Origin of the sequence: Candidatus Methanocrinis alkalitolerans, from assembly GCF_029167205.1 — an archaeon.
Taxonomy (GTDB): domain Archaea; phylum Halobacteriota; class Methanosarcinia; order Methanotrichales; family Methanotrichaceae; genus Methanocrinis; species Methanocrinis alkalitolerans.
On sequence record NZ_JARFPL010000004.1, the window covers coordinates 1 to 19,618 of the forward strand.

The 19,618-nt window shown below is 60.1% G+C and carries 18 protein-coding genes and 1 tRNA gene; 16 read left to right on the forward strand and 3 right to left on the reverse strand.

Annotation, left to right across the window (positions count from 1 at the left end; all coding sequences use genetic code 11):
• The first annotated feature begins 145 nt into the window (after window positions 1-145).
• The 8 genes from P0O24_RS01700 (at window position 146) to P0O24_RS01735 (ending at window position 10,415) form a co-directional block, all read left to right on the forward strand.
• Window positions 146-3,151 carry an Eco57I restriction-modification methylase domain-containing protein gene (locus P0O24_RS01700; protein WP_316968010.1) on the forward strand — a complete coding sequence of 1,002 codons (3,006 nt, stop codon included), beginning with the start codon at window positions 146-148 and terminating at the stop codon, window positions 3,149-3,151.
• Window positions 3,152-3,825: 674 nt separating this feature from the next.
• Window positions 3,826-4,503, forward strand: coding sequence for a diaminobutyrate acetyltransferase (gene ectA, locus P0O24_RS01705; protein WP_316968011.1), 678 nt, complete (start codon window positions 3,826-3,828; stop codon window positions 4,501-4,503).
• Window positions 4,504-4,576: 73 nt separating this feature from the next.
• Complete coding sequence (gene ectB, locus P0O24_RS01710) at window positions 4,577-5,887, forward strand: diaminobutyrate--2-oxoglutarate transaminase (protein WP_394356660.1); 1,311 nt, start codon at window positions 4,577-4,579, stop codon at window positions 5,885-5,887.
• A 104-nt stretch (window positions 5,888-5,991) separates the two neighbouring features.
• A complete protein-coding gene (gene eif1A, locus P0O24_RS01715) occupies window positions 5,992-6,327 on the forward strand; it encodes a translation initiation factor eIF-1A (RefSeq protein WP_316968098.1) in 336 nt (111 codons plus the stop codon).
• Window positions 6,328-6,376: 49 nt separating this feature from the next.
• The gene (locus tag P0O24_RS01720) at window positions 6,377-6,592 is read left to right on the forward strand and encodes a HEAT repeat domain-containing protein (protein ID WP_316968013.1); all 216 of its coding nucleotides are present in this window, start codon (window positions 6,377-6,379) and stop codon (window positions 6,590-6,592) included.
• Window positions 6,593-6,879: 287 nt separating this feature from the next.
• Window positions 6,880-7,434: a DUF1699 family protein gene (locus tag P0O24_RS01725; RefSeq protein WP_316968014.1), complete on the forward strand. Its 555-nt coding sequence runs from the start codon at window positions 6,880-6,882 to the stop codon at window positions 7,432-7,434.
• 254 nt (window positions 7,435-7,688) lie between these two features.
• Window positions 7,689-8,993, forward strand: a complete 1,305-nt coding sequence (gene ectB, locus P0O24_RS01730; protein ID WP_394356661.1) for a diaminobutyrate--2-oxoglutarate transaminase — start codon at window positions 7,689-7,691, stop codon at window positions 8,991-8,993.
• A 108-nt stretch (window positions 8,994-9,101) separates the two neighbouring features.
• Window positions 9,102-10,415, forward strand: a complete 1,314-nt coding sequence (locus P0O24_RS01735; protein ID WP_316968016.1) for a sodium-dependent transporter — start codon at window positions 9,102-9,104, stop codon at window positions 10,413-10,415.
• Between the two features lie 46 nt (window positions 10,416-10,461).
• On the opposite strand, the gene P0O24_RS01740 is transcribed toward P0O24_RS01735, so the two are convergent.
• Complete coding sequence (locus P0O24_RS01740) at window positions 10,462-10,833, reverse strand: SpoIIAA family protein (RefSeq protein ID WP_316968017.1); 372 nt, start codon at window positions 10,831-10,833, stop codon at window positions 10,462-10,464.
• Between the two features lie 95 nt (window positions 10,834-10,928).
• A complete protein-coding gene (locus P0O24_RS01745; RefSeq protein ID WP_316968018.1) occupies window positions 10,929-12,179 on the reverse strand; it encodes an Nre family DNA repair protein in 1,251 nt (416 codons plus the stop codon).
• Between the two features lie 45 nt (window positions 12,180-12,224).
• On the opposite strand from P0O24_RS01745, the gene hisI reads away from it, so the two are divergent.
• Genes hisI through P0O24_RS01760 form a run of 3 tightly spaced genes read left to right on the forward strand, consistent with a single transcriptional unit; the run spans window position 12,225 to window position 14,618 of the window.
• Window positions 12,225-12,575, forward strand: a complete 351-nt coding sequence (gene hisI / locus P0O24_RS01750) for a phosphoribosyl-AMP cyclohydrolase (RefSeq protein WP_316968019.1) — start codon at window positions 12,225-12,227, stop codon at window positions 12,573-12,575.
• Window positions 12,572-13,696: a radical SAM/SPASM domain-containing protein gene (locus tag P0O24_RS01755; protein WP_316968020.1), complete on the forward strand. Its 1,125-nt coding sequence runs from the start codon at window positions 12,572-12,574 to the stop codon at window positions 13,694-13,696. Before hisI ends, P0O24_RS01755 begins: the two co-directional genes overlap by 4 nt.
• Window positions 13,697-13,745: 49 nt before the next feature.
• Complete coding sequence (locus P0O24_RS01760) at window positions 13,746-14,618, forward strand: CBS domain-containing protein (RefSeq protein ID WP_316968021.1); 873 nt, start codon at window positions 13,746-13,748, stop codon at window positions 14,616-14,618.
• A gap of 307 nt (window positions 14,619-14,925) precedes the next feature.
• Here the strand turns inward: P0O24_RS01760 and P0O24_RS01765 are convergent, their stop codons facing one another.
• Window positions 14,926-16,149: an NAD(P)-dependent malic enzyme gene (locus P0O24_RS01765; protein ID WP_316968022.1), complete on the reverse strand. Its 1,224-nt coding sequence runs from the start codon at window positions 16,147-16,149 to the stop codon at window positions 14,926-14,928.
• Window positions 16,150-16,257: 108 nt separating this feature from the next.
• On the opposite strand from P0O24_RS01765, the gene P0O24_RS01770 reads away from it, so the two are divergent.
• The 5 genes from P0O24_RS01770 (at window position 16,258) to map (ending at window position 19,599) form a co-directional block, all read left to right on the forward strand.
• A tRNA-Ser gene (locus tag P0O24_RS01770) sits at window positions 16,258-16,410 on the forward strand.
• 79 nt (window positions 16,411-16,489) lie between these two features.
• On the forward strand, window positions 16,490-16,636 hold the full coding sequence (locus tag P0O24_RS01775; RefSeq protein ID WP_316968023.1) for a 50S ribosomal protein L40e: 147 nt from the start codon (window positions 16,490-16,492) through the stop codon (window positions 16,634-16,636).
• Window positions 16,637-16,659: 23 nt separating this feature from the next.
• Window positions 16,660-17,415, forward strand: coding sequence for a geranylgeranylglyceryl/heptaprenylglyceryl phosphate synthase (locus P0O24_RS01780; protein WP_316968024.1), 756 nt, complete (start codon window positions 16,660-16,662; stop codon window positions 17,413-17,415).
• Between the two features lie 102 nt (window positions 17,416-17,517).
• Window positions 17,518-18,672: a M24 family metallopeptidase gene (locus tag P0O24_RS01785; RefSeq protein ID WP_316968025.1), complete on the forward strand. Its 1,155-nt coding sequence runs from the start codon at window positions 17,518-17,520 to the stop codon at window positions 18,670-18,672.
• Between the two features lie 45 nt (window positions 18,673-18,717).
• A complete protein-coding gene (gene map, locus P0O24_RS01790) occupies window positions 18,718-19,599 on the forward strand; it encodes a type II methionyl aminopeptidase (RefSeq protein WP_316968026.1) in 882 nt (293 codons plus the stop codon).
• Window positions 19,600-19,618 lie beyond the last annotated feature (19 nt).

The following is a 19,618-nucleotide window of genomic DNA, read 5'->3' on the forward strand; positions in this document are numbered from 1 at the left end:
CGAAAACGGGTGCTGCAAGAAGAATTCTCCTGCGAAGCAGCAGGGATTGATTGATCATAATTGGACTCTGCGTGAACTACTTACACACCCATATTATATAACATCAACCGGATAAACGGTCACCACCCAGGCGATAATAGATCTGGTGGAGAAGTTCGACAGGAACGTCGAATCTCTCAAATCCGCTAAATACAACGAAACCCAGCTCCGGCAAGAGTATATCAACCCCTTCTTCAAAGCCCTGGGCTGGGATGTTTACAACGAGAAGGGCAGTCTAGGGCTTTATCGGGAGGTCGTCCATGAGGATTCGGTGAAGGTCAAAAAAGCGACCAAAAATCCCGATTATGGTTTTTACGTCGGCCGGTCCCAGAAGTTCTTTGTCGAAGCGAAGAAGCCCTCCGTCAATCTCGAAAATGATATCAGAGCAGCATTTCAGCTTCGAAGTTACGGTTGGTCAGCGGGACTTCCTATCAGCCTCCTCACCGACTTCGAGGAGTTCGCCATCTACGACTGTCGGATCGAGCCCTCAAACACCGACTCGCCCAGGGTTGGCCTTCTGCGCCACTTCACCTACGACAAATACATCGATCACTGGGATGAGATTGCTGCCCTCTTCTCCCGCGAGGCGGTACTGGGTGGATCTCTTGAGAGATACATTGAGTCGAAGAAGAAAGCGAAGGGAACGATCGCCGTCGATGAGGCCTTCCTCCGAGAGATCGACCACTGGCGGGAGATCCTGGCGAGGAACATCTTCGAGAGGAACCCCGGCCTCTCGGTGAGAGAGCTGAACTCCTCGGTCCAGAACACCATCGACCGGATAGTATTCCTCCGGATCTGCGAGGACCGGGGGATCGAGAGGTTCGGCCAGTTGAAGGGGATCGTTAAGGGGGAGAAGGCGGTCTATACGATGCTCGTCGAGCTCTTCAAGGGGGCGGACGAAAAGTACAACTCCGGCCTCTTCCACTTCGGCAGCGACCCCGGCCGGATCGGCGAGCCCGACCGGCTGGCCCTCTCCCTCAAGATCGACGATGAGATCCTCAGCGAGATGATCGAGAACCTCTACCCGCCCAGGAGCCCCTACCGGTTTTCGGTGATCCCCGCCGAGATCCTCGGCCACGTCTACGAGCAGTTCCTGGGAAAGGTGATCAGCCTGGGCGAGGACGGTGGGGTCGAGGTGGAGTACAAGCCCGAGGTCCGCAAGGCCGGGGGCGTCTACTACACCCCGACGTACATCGTCGACTACATCGTCGAAAACACCGTCGGCAAGCTCCTGGAAGGGCAGACCCCCACCGCCGTATCGGACTTGCGGATCCTCGACCCCGCCTGTGGGTCGGGCTCTTTTCTCATAGGCGCATACCAGCGGCTCCTGGACTGGCACCTCGAATGGTACACCAGCCACCTCGTCCCCCACCTTGCGGCCGGGAAGGCCGAGGGCTCCAAGGAGGTCCAGGCGCTCCTCCCGGCCGTCCTCTCGGCCGCCGGCAACGTCGCCGGGGCGGCGAAGAAGCGGGGGAGAGGACGGCCGAGGAAGAACAGCTCCGCCGCCGCGACCGCCAGCGGCAGCCAGCGGGTCGGCTCCTTCCCCATCTTCCAGGCGGAAGGGGGCGATTGGAAGCTTGCGACCGCCGAGAGGAAGCGGATCCTCCTGAACAACATCTACGGCGTCGACATCGACCTTGCGGCCGTGGAGGTGACGAAGCTCTCCCTCCAGCTGAAGGTCCTGGAGGGCGAGAACCAGGGGACGCTTTCAAGGCAGCTAACCCTCTTCAAGGAGCGGGCCCTCCCCGACCTCGGCGAGAACATCAAGTGCGGAAACTCCCTCATCGGCCCCGACTTCTACGACCGGCAGACCTCCCTCTTCGACGAGGAGGAGATGTACAGGGTCAACGCCTTCGACTGGGATGCGGAGTTCCCTGATATCATGGGCCAGGGCGGGTTCGACGCGGTGATCGGGAATCCGCCGTATGTTCGTACAATTGAGAGATTCGAGCAAATGTATTTTTCAAAGCATTATCAAAACCAAAATTATCAAAAAGATCTCTATCTATTATTTCTCGAAAGATATTATTATTTATTGAACTATAAAGGACTACTAGGGGTTATAATATCGAATACTTGGCTTTTATCAGTCAGATTTAAAAGAATAAGACAGTATCTCACAAAATACTATCTTTGGCTCAGAATTCTCCATTTGCCTGAAAAAGTTTTCCGGGCAGTAGTTGACACACATGTTCTAATATTTCAGAAAAATGATACCACGGATAACGAAGACAACACTCTTGAAATAGATATTAGGCGTGGAGATAATATATCCAGCTGGCATAAAATACCTTGGAAGGAAATCCCTAAAAATGGCGATCCAATCAACATAGTAGCACCTGTCAAGGCTCAGATGCTATTCCGCAGTATCAACAAAATGTCATCTCCACTGATGCAGTTATGTGATGTATACAATGGTGTTAAACCATTTGAAAAAGGTAAAGGCAACCCTCCACAAACAGAAGGAACGATGAAAGAAAAACCTTATGTTAAAACTGGGTCAGCTCCGGAGTCCTCTTGGTCTCCACTATTACGTGGAAGTCTAATTAGACGTTATCAAAATGTGTGGAATAATGATTATTGGATACTATATGGCCCTTGGCTTGCTGCTCCACGTAATCCTAAGATATTCGATGCACCTTTGAAGATCACAGTACGCCAAACTGGTGATTCAATCATCTCAACTCTGATAGAACCGCCCTTCGTAGCTAGAGATAATTTGCATATAATATTACCTATGGATGGGAATTATAATCTTAAATACATACTGGGTATTTTAAACTCTAAATTAACAGATTTTGCTTATTCGACGATGAATCCTGAAAAGGGCGAAGCTCTTGCACAGGTCAAAAAAAGGCATGTAGAAAAGCTCCCCATCCGCACCATCGACTTCTCCGACCCCGAGGACGTCGCCCGCCACGATAAGATGGTGGCCCTCGTCGAGAGGATGCTAGACCTGCACAGGCGGCTTTCTGAATCGAAGACCGGCCACGAGAAGACCCTCCTTTCGCGGCAGATAGAGGCGACGGACGGGCAGATCGACTCCCTGGTTTACGAGCTGTACGGCCTCTCGGAAGAGGAGGTCGCCATCGTCGAGGAGGCTGCCCGGTGACGGCGTCGCCCCGGCTTCGGGCGTCTTTCCTTCTGGCCCATCCTGTGCGGTCGTTCTTCGAGATCGAGAAGGAAAGGGGGAGATGAGGTGGCCAATGTCGGGCCGGTAGAAGGGCATAAATCGGAGGGGTGGGGTGCGAGTCTGGAGGAAGGGCGGGGCGGTCTTTCGCCGCCCGGAGTATATTTCTAATGATATTTTAACGGCTCGATATATCCTCGGCGGTCTCTCCCGCCACCCTTCGATGGTGGCCCCTGCCGATCATATGCTCGCTTTTGTCATGCGGCTTTCCGAGTCGATAGACTTTGCCACGAGAAGACCCTCCTTTCGCGGCAGATAGAGGCGACGGACGGGCAGATCGACGCCCTGGTTTACGAGCTGTACGGCCTCTCGGAGGAGGAGGTCGCCATCGTCGAGGATGCTGCCCGGTGACGGCGTCGCCCCGGCTTCGGGCGTCTTCTTTTCTGGCCTATCCTGGCTGCTGCGCCGCCCGGCGCTTCCGCGCCGGGCGGTCGTTCTTCGGGATCGAGAAGGAAAGGGGGAGATGAGGGGCCAATGTCGGGCCGGTAGAAGGGCATAAATCGGCGGGCGGCGCGCGCTAAATCTATTTTGCATTAAATCAAACTTATTTGATTAGAACCAAACACTTAATACATATTAATTTCAGAGGTAGGTCCATGCCCAATCCCGAGCAGGCCCCCACGAGAATTACGATGGGTGCCGAAGAGCTCATAGGGAGGATAAGGGGGCGAAGAGGCGGATCCATGAAGGACGGCCGAGATTCGGGCCGTCTGAAGCTCCGCAAGCCCTGCGTCGAAGACGGCGCCGGGATATCGGCCCTCGTCGAGTCCTCCAAGCCCCTGGACCCGAACTCGACCTACTGCTATCTCCTCCTCTGCCGCGACTTCGCCGAGACCTGCGTCGTCGCCGAAGATGTCGCTAAGGTGGGAACGGCGGATGAGACGGGTGGGGCAGGAGAGATCGTCGGTTTCCTCTCCGGATATAGACCTCCAGAACGAGGGGACGTATTCTTCGTCTGGCAGGTGGCGGTGGACGCCGACACCAGGAACTTCGGGCTTGCAAAGCGGATGCTCCGCGAGGCCTTGAAGAGGCCCTCTACGAGAGGCTGCCGGTTCCTGGAGACTACGATATCTCCGTCAAATGAGCCGTCAAAGAGGCTCTTTACGTCACTAGCCAGAGAGCTCCAGGCTCGGTGCGAGGTTTCGGCCTGCTTCTCGGAGTCTCATTTTGGGAGTCGGGATCCCGAAGAAGATCAAAGAGCAGATCCCAAAGCAGGTCACGAAGCGGAATATCTTTTCCGCATAGGGCCGTTCGATCTCGAACGGATGAGGTGAAACTATCATGAACGATATCAGCACAAAAGAGGAAGGTGAAGGTGAAGGTGAAGGTGATAAAACCATCAACGACATCTCCACTGTGAATCGTCTTGAATCAAAGGTTCGAAGCTACTGCCGCAACTTCCCGGTCGTCTTCACGAAGGCCAGGGGAGCGACGTTGGAAGACGAGGAAGGGCGCGAGTACATCGACTTTCTCGCAGGAGCCGGGGCCCTAAACTACGGCCACAACGACCCTGTTCTGAAAGAGAAGCTCCTCGAGTACATCGAGGCAGATCAGATCGTCCACGGCCTTGACATGGTCACCGGGGCGAAACAGGCCTTCATGGAGGCCTTCGACTCCTGGATCCTCAAGCCCCGGCGCATGAGCTATAAGATCCAGTTTACGGGGCCGACGGGGACGAACGCCGTCGAGGCGGCGATGAAGATCGCCCGAAATTACACAGGAAGGCAGACGATCGTCTCCTTCACCAACGGGTTCCACGGCGTCACCCTCGGATCGGTCGCCGCGACCGGCAACAGCCATTTCCGGGACGGCTGCGGCATCCAGCCCCAGGGGACGGCCTTCATGCCCTACGACGGCTACATGGGCGAAGGGGTCGACACCACCGAGTACCTCGACAAGATGCTCACCGACGGGAGCAGCGGCCTCGACCATCCGGCGGCGGTCATCGTCGAGACGATCCAAGGCGAGGGCGGGATCAACGTTGCGAGCAAAGAGTGGCTCCGGTCCCTCGAGGAGGTCTGCAGCAAGCACGACATCCTCCTGATCGTCGACGACATCCAGGTGGGGTGCGGCAGAACCGGGACCTTCTTCAGCTTCGAGGAGGCGGGGATATCGCCGGATATCATAACCCTGTCCAAGTCCCTCAGCGGCTACGGCCTGCCCATGGCCGTCGTCCTGATGAAGCCACAGCTCGACGTGTGGAAGCCCGGCGAGCACAACGGCACCTTCCGGGGAAACAACCATGCCTTCGTCACTGCCCGAGCAGCGATCGAGGAGTACTGGAGAGACGACTCGTTCTCGAGAGATGTAAAGAAGAAGGGTAGGATCGTCCGAGAGAGGCTTGAGAGGCTCGTCGACCTGGACGATAGGGGTATCCTCTCGGCCCGCGGCAGAGGGATGGTCCAGGCCCTCGACTGCGGAAGCGGCGATCTCGCCGCTCGGATATCGGCCTTGGCCTTCGAGAGGGGGCTCATCATCGAGACCTCCGGCTCCGAGGACCAGGTCCTGAAGTGTCTAATCCCTCTGAACATCATCGAGGACGAGCTGAACCGCGGCCTGGCCATATTGGAAGAGTCCGTCTTCGTCGCCCTGTTGGAGATACCCGACCTTGCCTTAGATAAAGAGGTGGAGACGCTCTGGATGGAGGTTATGGCATGATGGTCTGGAACTTGAGGGATGCTGAGAGGGCCGAGAGGAGGGGCGGCGCCGTCTGTGCCGAAATCTCGGATTTGAAGATCGAACTGTCTTTAGTGGTGATATAACTGGCTAATTATGCAAGTACAAAAAGGAAGAGAGATGCACAAGGTCCTGAGGTCGTAAAGCGAGTCCGCCTTCCTCGAGCGCATGATAGAGAGGTTTTCGGGTCCGTGGAGACTCGCCTCGGCGCGAACAGGCTGATGGTCAGATGCGTCGACGGCAAAGAGAGGATGGCGAGGATACCCGGCAAGATGAAGAAGAGGATATGGATCCGGGAAAACGATGTCGTCATCGTCGTTCCCTGGGATTTTCAGGATGAGAAGGCCGACGTCGTATGGAGGTATACTAGGCCTCAGGTAGATTACCTGGAGCGTAAAGGGTACCTCAAAAGGCAGTCATGACCGGGAAGTCTAGGAGGAGTTCTAGAACGAGTAGGAGGTTGATTGGCATATGCCGTCTTTTATCGACGAGATGGACGACGCTATGGCTGATCTCGTAATGGACTTGAAGTATGGCCCCTCCGAAATCCGGTTGGATGCTGCCCGTGCGCTCGGTGAGACCGGCGATCAAAGGGCAGTCGGCCCTCTGATCGATGCGCTTAAGGATGATGACTGGATGGTCCGAGAAGCGATCAAAGACGCGTTGAAGAAGATCCGAGCTGAATAGCTAGCTGCACGTCGATAGTGACCGGTCAAAGCTACATCGAAGAGTCAAGCGCTTTTGCGCGATGGATCTTGGTTGAGTGGCAGGGCGTAACCGACAAACAGGCATTGAACGCCTCAAAGCAGTACGCAGGTCACCCGGTTAAAGTAGGCAGATCGTAGCTGATCTGGCTATCAAGCTCGCTTGGGCGAAGGACAGATACAAAAGATAAAGGATCTGTTATAGTCTTGCCACCGGGATCAACTAAGAGACAGCGTGAACCTCTCCGGGAACTCACCGGAAGCTTTCGGGTGTGCTCTGGCACCTGCTCTTCAATAATCACGATCTATCACCTGGGAGCCGGGATCGCGATCCTGGAGAGCTTCTGGGAACCCGTCCCGCCTCGAAAGCCCTCTGGGGGAACCCTCCTCCGTGTGCTCAATCCTAACCCCAAGAGGGCCGGGACCGCGGGGCTCGATGCCGGGAGATCGAAGCGTCTTTTGCCCGTCGGGACAGTCACCACCGCCATAATGCAGATCCGAGTCGTCAACTCCCGGGCCGTGATAGCCACCGTGGATCCAGAGGAGAGGGTGGTCTATCTGGCCACCCATCCCGTCGCCCTCGCCCTCCTCGAGCTGATCAAGAGATGCCCCTGCATGGAGGCGGTCGAGCTCTCTCCGTCCAAATATCGGAACATGTGCAAGGCTTCCTGGGGCCTTCTGGAGGTCCATGGTGTGAAGATCTTCGAGGGCACGGTTCAGAGACGTAGAGCAGACAGGATCGGCTATTTCACCGTCGACGACGGCGCCATTCGCCGGAGGCCGGGGAGATCCGGGCGGAGGGATTGGACTCCGTGGAGGGAGTGAGGCGAGAAGTGTTTTAGGTCTACAAAGGCGCTGATGAGTCGAAATCGGGCTTTATTAAACATAAAATGAATTAAAACAAAATAGATTGATTAAAACCAAACATTTAATATCTATTAATTTCAACTCTTAGTTTGTATAGGACCGTCCAATCTGGACGGATGGGATAAAAATAAAGATGTGGTGAAACCATCATGAACGAGATTAGCACAGAAGACGAGAATAGTTGTGATGAAGGTGATAAAACCGCCAACGATATGAGCACAACAAATCGTCTTGAATCAAAGGTTCGAAGCTACTGCCGCAACTTCCCGGTCGTCTTCACGAAGGCCAGGGGAGCGACGTTGGAAGACGAGGAAGGGCGCGAGTACATCGACTTTCTCGCAGGAGCCGGGGCTCTCAACTACGGCCACAACGACCCTCTTCTGAAAGAGAAGCTCCTCGAGTACATCGAGGCAGATCAGATCGTCCACGGCCTTGACATGGTCACGGGGGCGAAGCAGGCCTTCATGGAGGCCTTCGACTCCCGGATCCTCAAGCTCCGGCGCATGAGGTATAAGATCCAGTTTACGGGGCCGACGGGGACGAACGCCGTCGAGGCGGCGATGAAGATCGCCCGGAATTACACAGGAAGGCAGACGATCGTCTCCTTCACCAACGGGTTCCACGGCGTCACCCTGGGATCGGTGGCAGCGACCGGCAACAGCCATTTCCGGGACGGCTGCGGCATCCAGCCCCAGGGGACGGCCTTCATGCCCTACGACGGCTACATGGGCGAAGGGGTCGACACCACCGAGTACCTCGACAAGATGCTCACCGACGGGAGCAGCGGCCTCGACCATCCGGCGGCGGTCATCGTCGAGACGATCCAAGGCGAGGGCGGGATCAACGTTGCGAGCAAAGAGTGGCTCCGGTCCCTCGAGGAGGTCTGCAGCAAGCACGACATCCTCCTGATCGTCGACGACATCCAGGTGGGGTGCGGCAGAACCGGGACCTTCTTCAGCTTCGAAGAGGCGGGGATATCGCCGGATATCATAACCCTGTCCAAGTCCCTCAGCGGCTACGGCCTGCCCATGGCCGTCGTCCTGATGAAGCCACAGCTCGACGTGTGGAAGCCCGGAGAGCACAACGGAACCTTCCGGGGAAACAACCTCGCATTCGTCACCGCGCGAGCGGCGATCGAGGAGTACTGGAGAGACGACTCCTTCTCAAGAGACGTGAAGAGGAAGGGGCAGGTCGCAAGGGAGCACCTCGATCGGCTCGTCGACCTCGATGAGACCGGCACCCTCTCGGCCCGCGGCAGAGGGATGGTCCAGGCCCTCGACTGCGGAAGCGGCGAGATCGCTTCGAGGATATCACACCTTGCCTTCGAGAGGGGGCTCATCATCGAGACCTCCGGCTCCGAGGACCAGGTCCTGAAGATCCTCGCGCCCCTCACCATCACCGACGAGGAGCTGGAGGAGGGGCTCGCGATCCTCGATGAGAGCGTCGAAGAGACGATGGCGGAAGTCCGTCTCAAGGCGACGGGGAAGATCCATCTCGATGTCCAGGTTCTGGCGTGATAGTGAGGCAAGGCGGAGGAGAGAATTCAGATATCGATCCGTCGTCTATTGATCAACTGGATATCACTTAATCGTCATTGAAGCGTGTGAAGACCGGCAGGAGCCGCCATGACCGATTGCGAAGTCCCCTACAGTCCCGGCCAGCGCGCCCAGTGGTCCTCTGAGACCGCCTTCGTCTTCTCCATGACCGCCGCCGCCGTCGGCCTCGGCAACCTCTGGCGTTTCCCGTACATGGTAGGGGAGAACGGCGGCGGAGCCTTCATCGTCGCCTACCTCATCGCCCTGGTCCTGGTGGCCCTCCCCATAATGATGCTGGAGGTGGCTACAGGTCGGCTGGCCCAGGTCAGCGCCGTGGGAACCTTCAGGAATGTAAACCGCTTCGCCACCTATTACGGCTGGTTTGTGGTGTTGTTGACCATCGCCATAACCAGCTACTATCTGGTGGTCACCGGCTGGACCATGGGCTATGCAGTTTCGGCCTTCTCCATGGCGGTGGAGCCCTTCGACGACTTCACGGGGGGTTACAACTCCCTCTGGTACTTCTTCGCCGTCACCGTCCTCGCCACCGTGGTGCTGATACGGGGGGTCAGCGCCATCGAAAAATTCTCCAAGATCCTGATGCCGGTCTTGTTGCTGATGGTCATAGGGATCGTCATCTTCGCCGCCCAAATGGACGGCTGGGAGGAGGCGATGAGCTTCATATTCGTCGCAGACTACAGCCTCCTTGCAAGCCCCACCATCTGGCTCTTCGCCTTCGGTCAAGCCTTCTATACCCTGGCCATCGGCCAGGGTTATCTCGTCACCTACGGAAGTTACATCCCCCACCGGACGAACGTCCCCCGGGCCTGCCTCATCGTCACCGCCACCGAGACCTCCATCGCCCTCCTCGCCGGGCTGATGATCTTCCCCTTCGTCTTCACCTACGGCTTCGACCCCGGCGCCGGCAGCCAGCTCGCCTTCGAAACCCTTCCCCGAGTATTCGGTGAGATGGAGCACGGGGGCTGGCTGGCCATGGGCTTCTTCTCCCTCTTCTTCGCCGCCGCCTTCAGCTCCTGCCTCGCCGGGCTGAAGGTCATCATCGCCGCCTTCTCCGAAGAGTTCCGGATGGGCGAACTCCGCTCCGTCTTGGCGGTGGGATGCCTGATGATCTTCCTGGGGGTGCCGTCGGCCCTCAGCTTCAGCCCCGTAAATCTACAGGTGATGGGGATGCCCTTTCTGGACTTCATGGACCAGTTCGGCGGCACCAATATGGTGGTGGCCTCGGGGATCATGGGGGCCGGCCTCGTCTGCTGGTTCGTCCCCCGGCCCAGGATCGCCCAGGCCCTGGGGGCGAAGAGCCGCTGGTGGGAGTTCAAAATTTACGTCATAGGACGCAGCCTACCTCTCCTGGCAGCATTCTTCATCCTCTGGAATATTTTATGAAGAATTTACATCCCGAAGTCGCCGGGATTAGATGGGAGAAGGCCGGCTATGGATCCTCCCGCACCCATCTCCAGGCCTCTTCCAGCCTCTCTTCCCGGAAGAACCGGGTATCCATCCCCGAAAGGCCGGCGAAGGCCTTGAACATCCAGGTGAGGACCTCGTCCCATGAGTCGTCGCTCACAAAGGCCATCTTGTCGAGATGGCGGAGCATCGGCCAGTTCTTCAGGTCCTCCCAGGCGCCGCCGACGGTCCAGCCTCCGAAATCCTTGACCTGCATCAGGACGCGCAGGTCCCGATGCTGATCGATCGCCTCTTGGAGGGTCGGGATTAGGACCTCGGTATAGTCTTCTTCGGTGAGCTTTCCTTCCAGGAGGAAGCCCAGGACGTCATCTTCACGAACGGTCACCGTGGCTGTCATGAACTGTTATATGATTTTGAGCGGCAATAAAGGATTTGGATCTCTCGTCTGGACGACGGGATCGGCGAGCTGTGGCAGCGACCCCGAGTCCTCGATCAGCAGAACCTCGCGAGCGTCGTCTGCTCTGCCCCCTGTGCCAGCTCCGAGTAAGGCCGCCAGTCGCGCGAGGGCGTCCGCAGGCGCGTCGCCATCTCCGCCAGGGCCGCCTCCATCGTCTCGAACTTCCGGGGCTCGGCCGAGAGGGCGGCCCTCGCCGCCTCCCGTACGACCCAGACCCCCAGGGGCGCCCAGTACTCCTCGGTGATCTCCCGGGCCGCCAGGACGGAGGCCTGCCGCCTCATCTCGGCCAAGCGTTCGAGAACGGCCAGGCGGGCGGCGTAGTACCCGCCGGCAAGACTGCTGTACCCCTTCTTCGGGCCGGGGCCCTCGCGGTCGGCGCCGATCCAGGACTCCTCCCCCGACCAGACCGACCGGGGGAGCCAGATCTCGACGAGCTCGTAGGTGAAGGTCCCCGGCGCCAGGAGGATCTCAAAGTGATTTCCGAGCCTTTCGCCTGAGAAGAGTATGTGGTCGTTTATGGGAGGATTGTCCCGGATAGCTTCGATGAGATGTTTCCCCGCGATGTCGTCGGAGGCGGTGATCGACCACCTCGTCGGTACGAGCTTTCTCTCCTTTCCCAACAGCCCCAGGGATAGGAGCCTCGATATCCCGTCCACCTCCACCCCCGACCCATAAAGCTCGCCGACGGCGGCTGTGGCCAAAAGGTCCGTATCCCCCACCACCTCGTCGACCTTCCGCGGGACCGTGGGGTTCGAGATGATCTCCATCTCCTCTACGGTTCCGACCGGCCCCGAGGGCATCATGAACCCGTCGAATCGGAGGCGACCCCGGGGGGGCTTCGCGAAGGTCACCTCCGTCTCGACGGGCGTCGAGGAGATGGCGATCTCCTGGGCCATCTCCAGGAGCCTTCCGGGTTTCTTCGCGTCGCTGACCGCCACCTTCGACCCCGACCTCACCATCGACGACCGGAGGGCGACGATCTCTCCGACGTCCATCTTGGCCAGCTCTGCGGGTCGGGAGGAGAGGAGGGAGTCCAGGGAGGGGGCGGAGCCCAAACCTGAGCCCGGTCTGGGATCGATGCCCCCTCTCCCCTCCGCCGGGACGAGGGGGCCGGCGGATACCCGGGGGTAGCCGAACCTCCCGACGAAGACCTCCGGCGGCGACGGCCCCTCTATCACCGTCCCCAGCTTCGGAAGCTCCGCCGACGCCCGAAAACTTTTGAGGATGGGGCATACGGGCCTTCCGCAGAGCCCCCGCCCTTTGCAGCGGACGCACCTCGTCGTCAACGGATCGAAAACGGCTTTTATAGGATATAGCCCTATCATCCGACCATGTTGGAGATCAAAGGCGACCTCGTCCCGGCGATCGTCCAGGACGCCCGGACCGGAGAGGTCCTGATGCTCGCCTACATGAACCGGGAGGCTCTGGCGAAGACCCTGGAAACGGGGAAGGCCCACTACTGGAGCAGGTCGAGAAGAAGGCTCTGGCTTAAGGGCGAGTCCTCGGGCCACTTCCAGAAGGTGGTGGAGGCGAGGATCGACTGCGACCAGGACGCAATCCTCCTGAAGGTCATCCAGGAAGTCGGAGCCTGCCATACCGGCTATCGCTCCTGCTTCTACCGGGACCTGGAGGGGAAGGTGGTGGGAGAGCGGGTCTTCGATCCCGACGAGGTCTACCGGTGAGGGAAGGGACGGGGGCGAGGAAACCTCAGCGGTACACCCTCGCCTCCGGCCCCCTCCTCAGGGCCGAGGCCTCCGTAGTCGGGGGGAGGGTCCGGATCGAGGCGGCGGGGCCCCTCTCCCGCCTCCCCTTCCTCAAATCCGCCCAACGAATCGCCGACGGCCAGATCCCGGTGATGGCCGAAGAGAGCCGGCTTTGCCTCTCGACATGGTTTCCCCCCATCCCGAGCCGGGCCTTCGACAGGCTGGCCAAGAGCTACCTCAAGGCCACCTTCGGCCTGCGAACCCCCGACCAGGTGACAATATCCATCACCGAGGACTGCCCCAACCGCTGCCTCCATTGCGCCCTGCCGGATACGGGAAGACACCGCCGCCTGGAACCGGCTGAGGTCGAGGACGTCGTCGGTCAGGTCCTGGATTTGGGGACGACCCTCGTCATCTTCGATGGCGGCGAGCCGACGACCTACCGGGAGCTCCCCGACCTCGTCCGGTCCGTCGACGACCGGGCAGTATCAACTATGTTCACCTCTGGGGCGGGGTTTTCAGCGAAGCTCGCCCGGGATTTGAAAGATGCGGGCCTATACGCCGTCAACGTCAGCCTCGACTCCGCCGCCGAGATGGAGCACGACCGGATGAGGGGGAGGGCTGGCGCTTTTCGCGATGCCATGAAGGCCGTCGAGAACGCCCTCGCAGCCGGCCTCTTCGTGGACCTGTACGTCGTCCTCCGGCGGGAGAACGTCTCCGAGATCGGGGAGCTTCACAGCCTCGCCGCCGAGTTGAAAGCTTCCGAGCTGACCGTCTTCGAGGTCGTCCCCGCGGGGAGGTGGACCGGAGAGCTCGACACCTCCCTGACGGAAGACGACCTGGCGAAGATCGACGGGTTCGTATCGGGAGCGCCGCCGCCCCGGATATTCTCCGTCCCGGCGGCATTCCGGGAGTTGGGCTGCTTTGCCGGGAGGAACTGGATGCACATCACACCGGAGGGAGATGTTTATCCATGCGCATGCCTCCCCGAGGTCGTTGGAAACGTCCGGAGGGGGTCGGTCAAGAAGATCTGGCAGAAGATGGCGAAGCTGCCGTTTTCTGGCAGCAGATCATGCCCCGCTCGGCGGCCTAAATCATAGATCAACACTTATATATAGCCCACAATCGTGAAGATCAGCCCGATCAAGGATGGAACTGACACAGATACAGCGGGAAATACTGACTGCTCTGATAAACTTACAACGGCGAGAGGGGAGGGCGATCAAGGGGGAGGAGATCGCCTCCATCATCGACCGAAACCCCGGCACCATCAGAAACCAGATGCAATCTCTGAAAGCCCTCCACCTTGTGGAAGGGGTCCCCGGCCCCAAAGGGGGCTATCGGGCCATCGCCGCAGCGTACGAGGCGATCAACCTCGACGGAGACGACGATGTGGTGGACGTCCCGGTCATCAGGAACGGATCGGCGGTGGAGGGGGCAACCGCCAACGAGATCACCTTCTTCACCGTCATGAGGCCGAACCAGTGCAGCGGCATAGTTCAGATCATAGGAAATATCAGGGAGTTCAACATCGACGACGAGATCGAGATAGGTCCCACCCCCGTCAACAAGACCCACATCAAAGGGGTGGTGACCGGGAGGGACGACACCACCAACCGGCTGATATTCGACATAAAGGAGATGGCCTCGATACCCAAGATCCCGGTGAAGAGCCTGGCCAGGCCCGCCATCACCATAGATCCCGGCGTCTCCCTCCTGGAGGCTGCCATCAGCCTCTCCGGCTCCAACGTCCGGGCGGCGCTCGTCGGCAAGAACGGCGGCTCGAAAGGGCTCATCACCCTCGAGGACGTCGTCAGAGGGATCGCAGAAGGAAAGAAGGACCTTCCGGTGGAGGAGTCGATGGAGAGGGAGTATCCCGCCGTCGATGGGGACGAGCCCCTCCATGTCGCCATCAGCAAGCTCGCCGCGACGGGAGCCGCTCAGATCGTCGTCACCCAGTCCGACGTCCCCTTCGGGATGCTGGATGCCACCGACCTCGCTCGGTGCATGATCCGGTTTTAGATTGCTTATTACTTCCGAATAATGCAGAAAGCGGAACACATGTGAGTCGGTCTAAGCCACTCAGGTGACGGGGCGAGTTCCCCCGCACCAATTCAGCTTTCACGAGGCCATCTCTCAGATAAGCGTATCTTGGGGAGCGAAACCCATCCTTCCAGGACGCGAGATAATACTCATAGGTCTTCGGCCCCTTCGCGGTGATCTTCTCCACTGGACCGAGGTAGACCATCAGCGCCTCCAGCCGCGCCGCATCCCCCAGGTCCTCGTCTTCGCCCTTCGGCCTGGCCTCTTTCCTCCTCCTCGCCGCCGGCTACCCCAATAGCCCGATCCTCTCGGCCGCCCTCCGGCCCACCTCGGCGGGGTCCACTTCGAGCCTTGCGACCCCCGACTCGAGGGCAGCCCTCGCCACCGCCTCGGCGACCTTCGGGACCACCCGCCGGTTCAGGGGCGAGGGGATTATATTATCCTCGGAGATGGGCTCTGCAAGCGTTGCGATCGCCCTGGCCGCCGCCATCTTCATCTCCTCGTTGATCTCCCTCGCCCGGACGTCCAGGGCCCCCCGGAAGATCCCGGGGAATCCCAGGACGTTGTTCACCTGGTTTGGAAAGTCCGACCTTCCGGTGGCCACGACCCGCGCCCCGGCCTTCCTGGCCAGGTCCGGCATGATCTCTGGGACGGGGTTTGCCATGGCGAAGACGATCGGGTCCTCGGCCATGGACCTGACCATCTCCTCGGTGACGATCCCGGGGGCAGAGACCCCGATGAAGACGTCCGCCCCCTTCAGGCCGTCGGCGAGAGATCCGGTCTTTCCCTCCGGGTTTGTGATCTTCGCCATCTCCATCTTCGAGGCGTTGAGGTCGCTTCTCTCAGGGTGGACGATTCCCCGGCTGTCGCAGAGGATGAGGTCTTCGATGCCGAAGCTCATGAGAAACTTGGAGACGGCGACCCCGGCAGCCCCGGCGCCGCTGGCGACGACCCGGACCTCTTCGAAGCTTTTTCCCACCACCTTAAGCCCGTTGATGAGGGCCGCACCCGTCACCACGGCTGTCCCATGCTGGTCGTCGTGGAATACGGGTATATCCAGCTCCCGCTTCAGCCGGTCCTCGATCTCGAAGCAGCGCGGTGCGCTGATGTCCTCCAGGTTTATGCCGCCGAAGACGACCGATATCCTCTTGGTCACCTCTACGATCTCCGAGGGGTCCTTTGAGTCTATGCAGATGGGGAAGGCGTCGACGTCGGCGAACTTCTTGAAGAGGATCGCTTTGCCCTCCATCACAGGCATCGATGCCGCCGGACCTATGTCGCCAAGCCCCAGGACCGCGGTCCCGTCGGTGACCACTGCCACCAGGTTCCCTTTGGAGGTGTAATCGTAGACGAGCCCCGGATCTCTCTCTATCTCGCGGCAGGGCTCGGCGACCCCCGGGGTGTAGGCGAGGCTCAGGTCTTTTCTCGTGCTGCAGGGGACCTTGCTTATTATGGCGATCTTACCCCTTGACTTCCTGTGGAACTCCAGCGCATCATCTCGAAGAGCCATCCAAATCTCCCGCCCTAGATCCGCGCCCCGCCCAAATAAGCCTATCCGGCCGGAGGGGTCTATCGGGCCAAGAGATATAAACCAGAAGCTTGAACTAGATCCTCCGGGGCCGGGGTGGCAGAGCGGACTAATCTTCTCACCCTCAGGGGTCTGGAGAGTCCAAACGCGGCAGGCTCGAGACCTGTTGTCCCTTCCGGGACTCTTGGGTTCAAAATGGGAGGGCGAAATAGCCCTCTCAGGAAAATCCCAACCCCGGCGCCAAAAACCATCCAAAAGGTTCATATCGCCGCCTTGCGTCGGCGGTAATCGCATACCCGATGATAATAAAGAGGCAAATTTCATGGCTCGATTTCCAGAGGCTGAAAACCGACTTCTCAACATGAAGATCTGCATGCGCTGCAACGCCCGAAACGCCGTCCGCTCAACCCGATGCCGCAAGTGCGGCTACAAGGGGCTCCGGGTCAAGTCCAAGGAGAGCAGAGGATAGACGGGTCTGGGGCTGACGTTCTCATGATCGGTCCCGTCGAGGAGATGCTGGCGCGGGTCGCGAAGGCCGATGGCGCCGCCCATCTCACCCTCATAGACCCCGACTCCCAGAGCTCCGCGGAGGCCGGGAGGATGGCCGAGGCGGCGGCGATAGGAGGCACCGACGCCATCATGGTGGGCGGGTCCGTCGGCGCGGCGGGCCGCGCCCTCGAGGATACGGTAGGGGCGATCAAGGAAGGGTCAGGCCTTCCGGTGGTCCTCTTCCCCAGCGGAGTCTCGGGGCTCTGCTCCAACGCCGACGCCGTCTTCTTCATGAGCCTCCTCAACTCCCGGAGCGCGAGCTACCTGATAGAAAACCAGGCCCTCGGCGCGCCCCTCGTCCGGAGGTACCGGATCGAGCCAATCCCCATGGCCTACGTCGTCGTGGAGCCCGGCGGCACCGTAGGATGGGTCGGCGACGCAAAGCTGATCCCCAGAGATAAGCCGGAGATAGCCGCCGCCTACGCCCTCGCCGGGAAGTACTTCGGGATGAGGTTCGTCTACCTGGAGGCGGGGTCGGGGGCCCGGGAGCCGGTGCCGGCGAAGATGGTGGCGGCGGTGAAGAGGGCGATAGCCGATCCCCTCCTCATCGTCGGCGGAGGGATAAGGTCCGGGGAGGCGGCCCGGGAACGTGTGGACGCCGGGGCCGATATCATCGTCACCGGGACCGGGGTGGAGAGGTCCCAGGACGTCGCCGCCTTCGTCCGCGATATAACGACGGCCATAAAGGGATCCCGATAGGTCTGCCCCCCCCGATCCGTCCTTTGATAGGTCTTCTTCGATCCATCTTTAAACGGTCTTCTTCGACCCATCTTTTTATAGTTCGTATTCAGATCTCTTACCATGCCTCCATCATCTCAGAGGACCGGAGAGTTTCTCAGCGACCAGGGGCTCGACGGCTTCCTCTTCCTTGGAGACAGCCTCTGCAACCCCGACATCTATTATCTCTCCTGCTTCCTCGCCCCGGACCGGTTCGCCCTCCTGGCGGCATCATCTCTATCCATCCTGGTATCGGGGATGGAGGGGGGGCGGGCAAAGAGGGAGTCTGTCGCCGACGAGGTGGCCACCACCTCCGATTACGGGATAAAAGAGAAGCTGGCGAACTTCGACCGGCCCGAGGACGCCTACGCTGCGGTCCTCAAGGAGTTCCTTCGGGACCGAGGCGTCAGGAAGCTGGGGGTCCCTTTTGACTTTCCGGTGAGGGTCTATTCCGACCTCACCGCCGACTTCGAGGTATCGGTCCTGGAGAGCCCCGCATCGAAGTGGAGGGAGGTGAAGACCCCCCAAGAGATCGAGGCGATCAGGTCTGTCCAGAGGGGCTGCGAGGAGGCGATGAAGGTCGCCGTCGGGATGATAAGAAGGTCCCGCCCCGCCGGGGGGAGTCTGATCTTCGAAGGGTCGCCCCTCACCTCTGAGATGGTGAAGTCCGCCATCGACGTCTCCCTTCTTAGAGGGGGTTATGAGGCTCAGGAGACGATCGTGGCCGGGGGCAAAGACGGAGCAGACCCCCACTTCGGCGGGTCGGGGCCCCTCCCCGCAGATTCGCCGATAGTCATCGACATATTCCCCCGGTCCAAACGGACGCGGTACTTTGCGGACATGACGAGGACGGTCCTCCGGGGGGAGGCAGACCCCGAGGTAGTAGAGATCTATGGGGCGGTTCGAGCAGCTCAGGCTGCTGGGATCGGTGCCGTCAGGGCGGGGGCCCCGGGGAGGGAGGTCCACGCCGAAGTCTGCGCCGTCTTCGAGGAGCGGGGCTACCCCGAGCGGGAGGGTCGCGGTTACATCCATTCCACCGGCCATGGGGTCGGGCTGGCGGTCCATGAGAGGCCCTCCCTGAGCGAGGTGGGGGGCGCCCTGGTGGCAGGGAACGTCGTCACCGTGGAGCCGGGCCTCTACTATCCGGATATCGGCGGCGTCCGGCTGGAGGATCTGGTGGTGGTGAAGGATGACGGATGCGAAAACCTCACAGAATTTGAAAAGGGGCTCATCCTCTGAGGAGAGTCCGACGAGGGTACTTTGACGAGAGGAGTATGATCTTTCATGGACGCTGAAGTGCTTGAGAAGTACAGGAAGGCGGGGGAGATCCTGGCACGGGTCCGGGACGATGCGAGCTCGATGGTCGATGTAGGGGTCTCCATCCTGGAGGTGGCGGAGTTCGTCGAGGAGACGACCCGCGCCCTCGGCGGCGAGGTCGCCTTCCCCTGCAACATATCTCGGGACCGGGTCGCCGCCCACGACACCCCCCGCCCCGAGGACGGGGACGTCTTCGGCGAGGAGATGGTGAAGCTGGACATCGGCGTCCACGTCGACGGCTACATCGCCGACGCCGCCGTGACGGTGGATCTCGGCGGCCACCCTGACCTCGTGGAGGCCTCGGCAGCGGGGCTCGCCGCGGCGATAGAGCTGGTGGGGCCGGGGGTGTCCACGGCGGAGCTGGGGGCGGCCATCGAGGAGGCCATCCGGGGATACGGCTACAGCTCCGTCGCGAACCTGACGGGCCACGGCCTCGGTCGCTACCGGGCCCACGGCGAGCCGTCGGTGCCGAATCGGCGGATCGAGAAGGGGGTGGTCCTCTCGCCGGGAGAGGTCATCGCCATCGAGCCCTTCGCCACCGACGGCGTCGGGAGGATCACCGAGGCGCCCCAGGCGGAGATCTTCTCCTTCGTCGCCAAAAGGCCCATCAGGTCTCCCCCGGCGAGGTCCCTGTTGAAGGAGGTACTGGAAAATTACTCAACCCTCCCCTTCGCCCGGAGGTGGCTCTCGGGAGACCGGATAGATTACGCCATAGGTCAGCTCCTCAGGGCGGGGATCCTCCATCGGTACCCCCTCCTCTGGGAGGCGGAGGGCGCCCTCGTATCCCAGGCCGAGGATACCGTCATCGTTACGGAGGACGGGTGCGAGGTGACGACCCGGCCGAGGTGACCTGCGGGACTGAAGGCCG

Bases quoted from the DNA above. Each gene is read 5' to 3' on its own strand.
- ectA (WP_316968011.1), top strand. From the start codon at position 3,826: ATGCCCAATCCCGAGCAGGCCCCCACGAGAATTACGATGGGTGCCGAA.
- P0O24_RS01720 (WP_316968013.1), top strand. From the start codon at position 6,377: ATGCCGTCTTTTATCGACGAGATGGACGACGCTATGGCTGATCTCGTA.
- ectB (WP_394356661.1), top strand. From the start codon at position 7,689: ATGAGCACAACAAATCGTCTTGAATCAAAGGTTCGAAGCTACTGCCGC.
- P0O24_RS01735 (WP_316968016.1), top strand. From the start codon at position 9,102: ATGACCGATTGCGAAGTCCCCTACAGTCCCGGCCAGCGCGCCCAGTGG.
- P0O24_RS01740 (WP_316968017.1), bottom strand. From the start codon at position 10,833: ATGACAGCCACGGTGACCGTTCGTGAAGATGACGTCCTGGGCTTCCTC.
- hisI (WP_316968019.1), top strand. From the start codon at position 12,225: ATGTTGGAGATCAAAGGCGACCTCGTCCCGGCGATCGTCCAGGACGCC.
- P0O24_RS01760 (WP_316968021.1), top strand. From the start codon at position 13,746: ATGGAACTGACACAGATACAGCGGGAAATACTGACTGCTCTGATAAAC.
- P0O24_RS01765 (WP_316968022.1), bottom strand. From the start codon at position 16,149: ATGGCTCTTCGAGATGATGCGCTGGAGTTCCACAGGAAGTCAAGGGGT.
- P0O24_RS01775 (WP_316968023.1), top strand. From the start codon at position 16,490: ATGGCTCGATTTCCAGAGGCTGAAAACCGACTTCTCAACATGAAGATC.
- P0O24_RS01780 (WP_316968024.1), top strand. From the start codon at position 16,660: ATGATCGGTCCCGTCGAGGAGATGCTGGCGCGGGTCGCGAAGGCCGAT.
- P0O24_RS01785 (WP_316968025.1), top strand. From the start codon at position 17,518: ATGCCTCCATCATCTCAGAGGACCGGAGAGTTTCTCAGCGACCAGGGG.
- map (WP_316968026.1), top strand. From the start codon at position 18,718: ATGGACGCTGAAGTGCTTGAGAAGTACAGGAAGGCGGGGGAGATCCTG.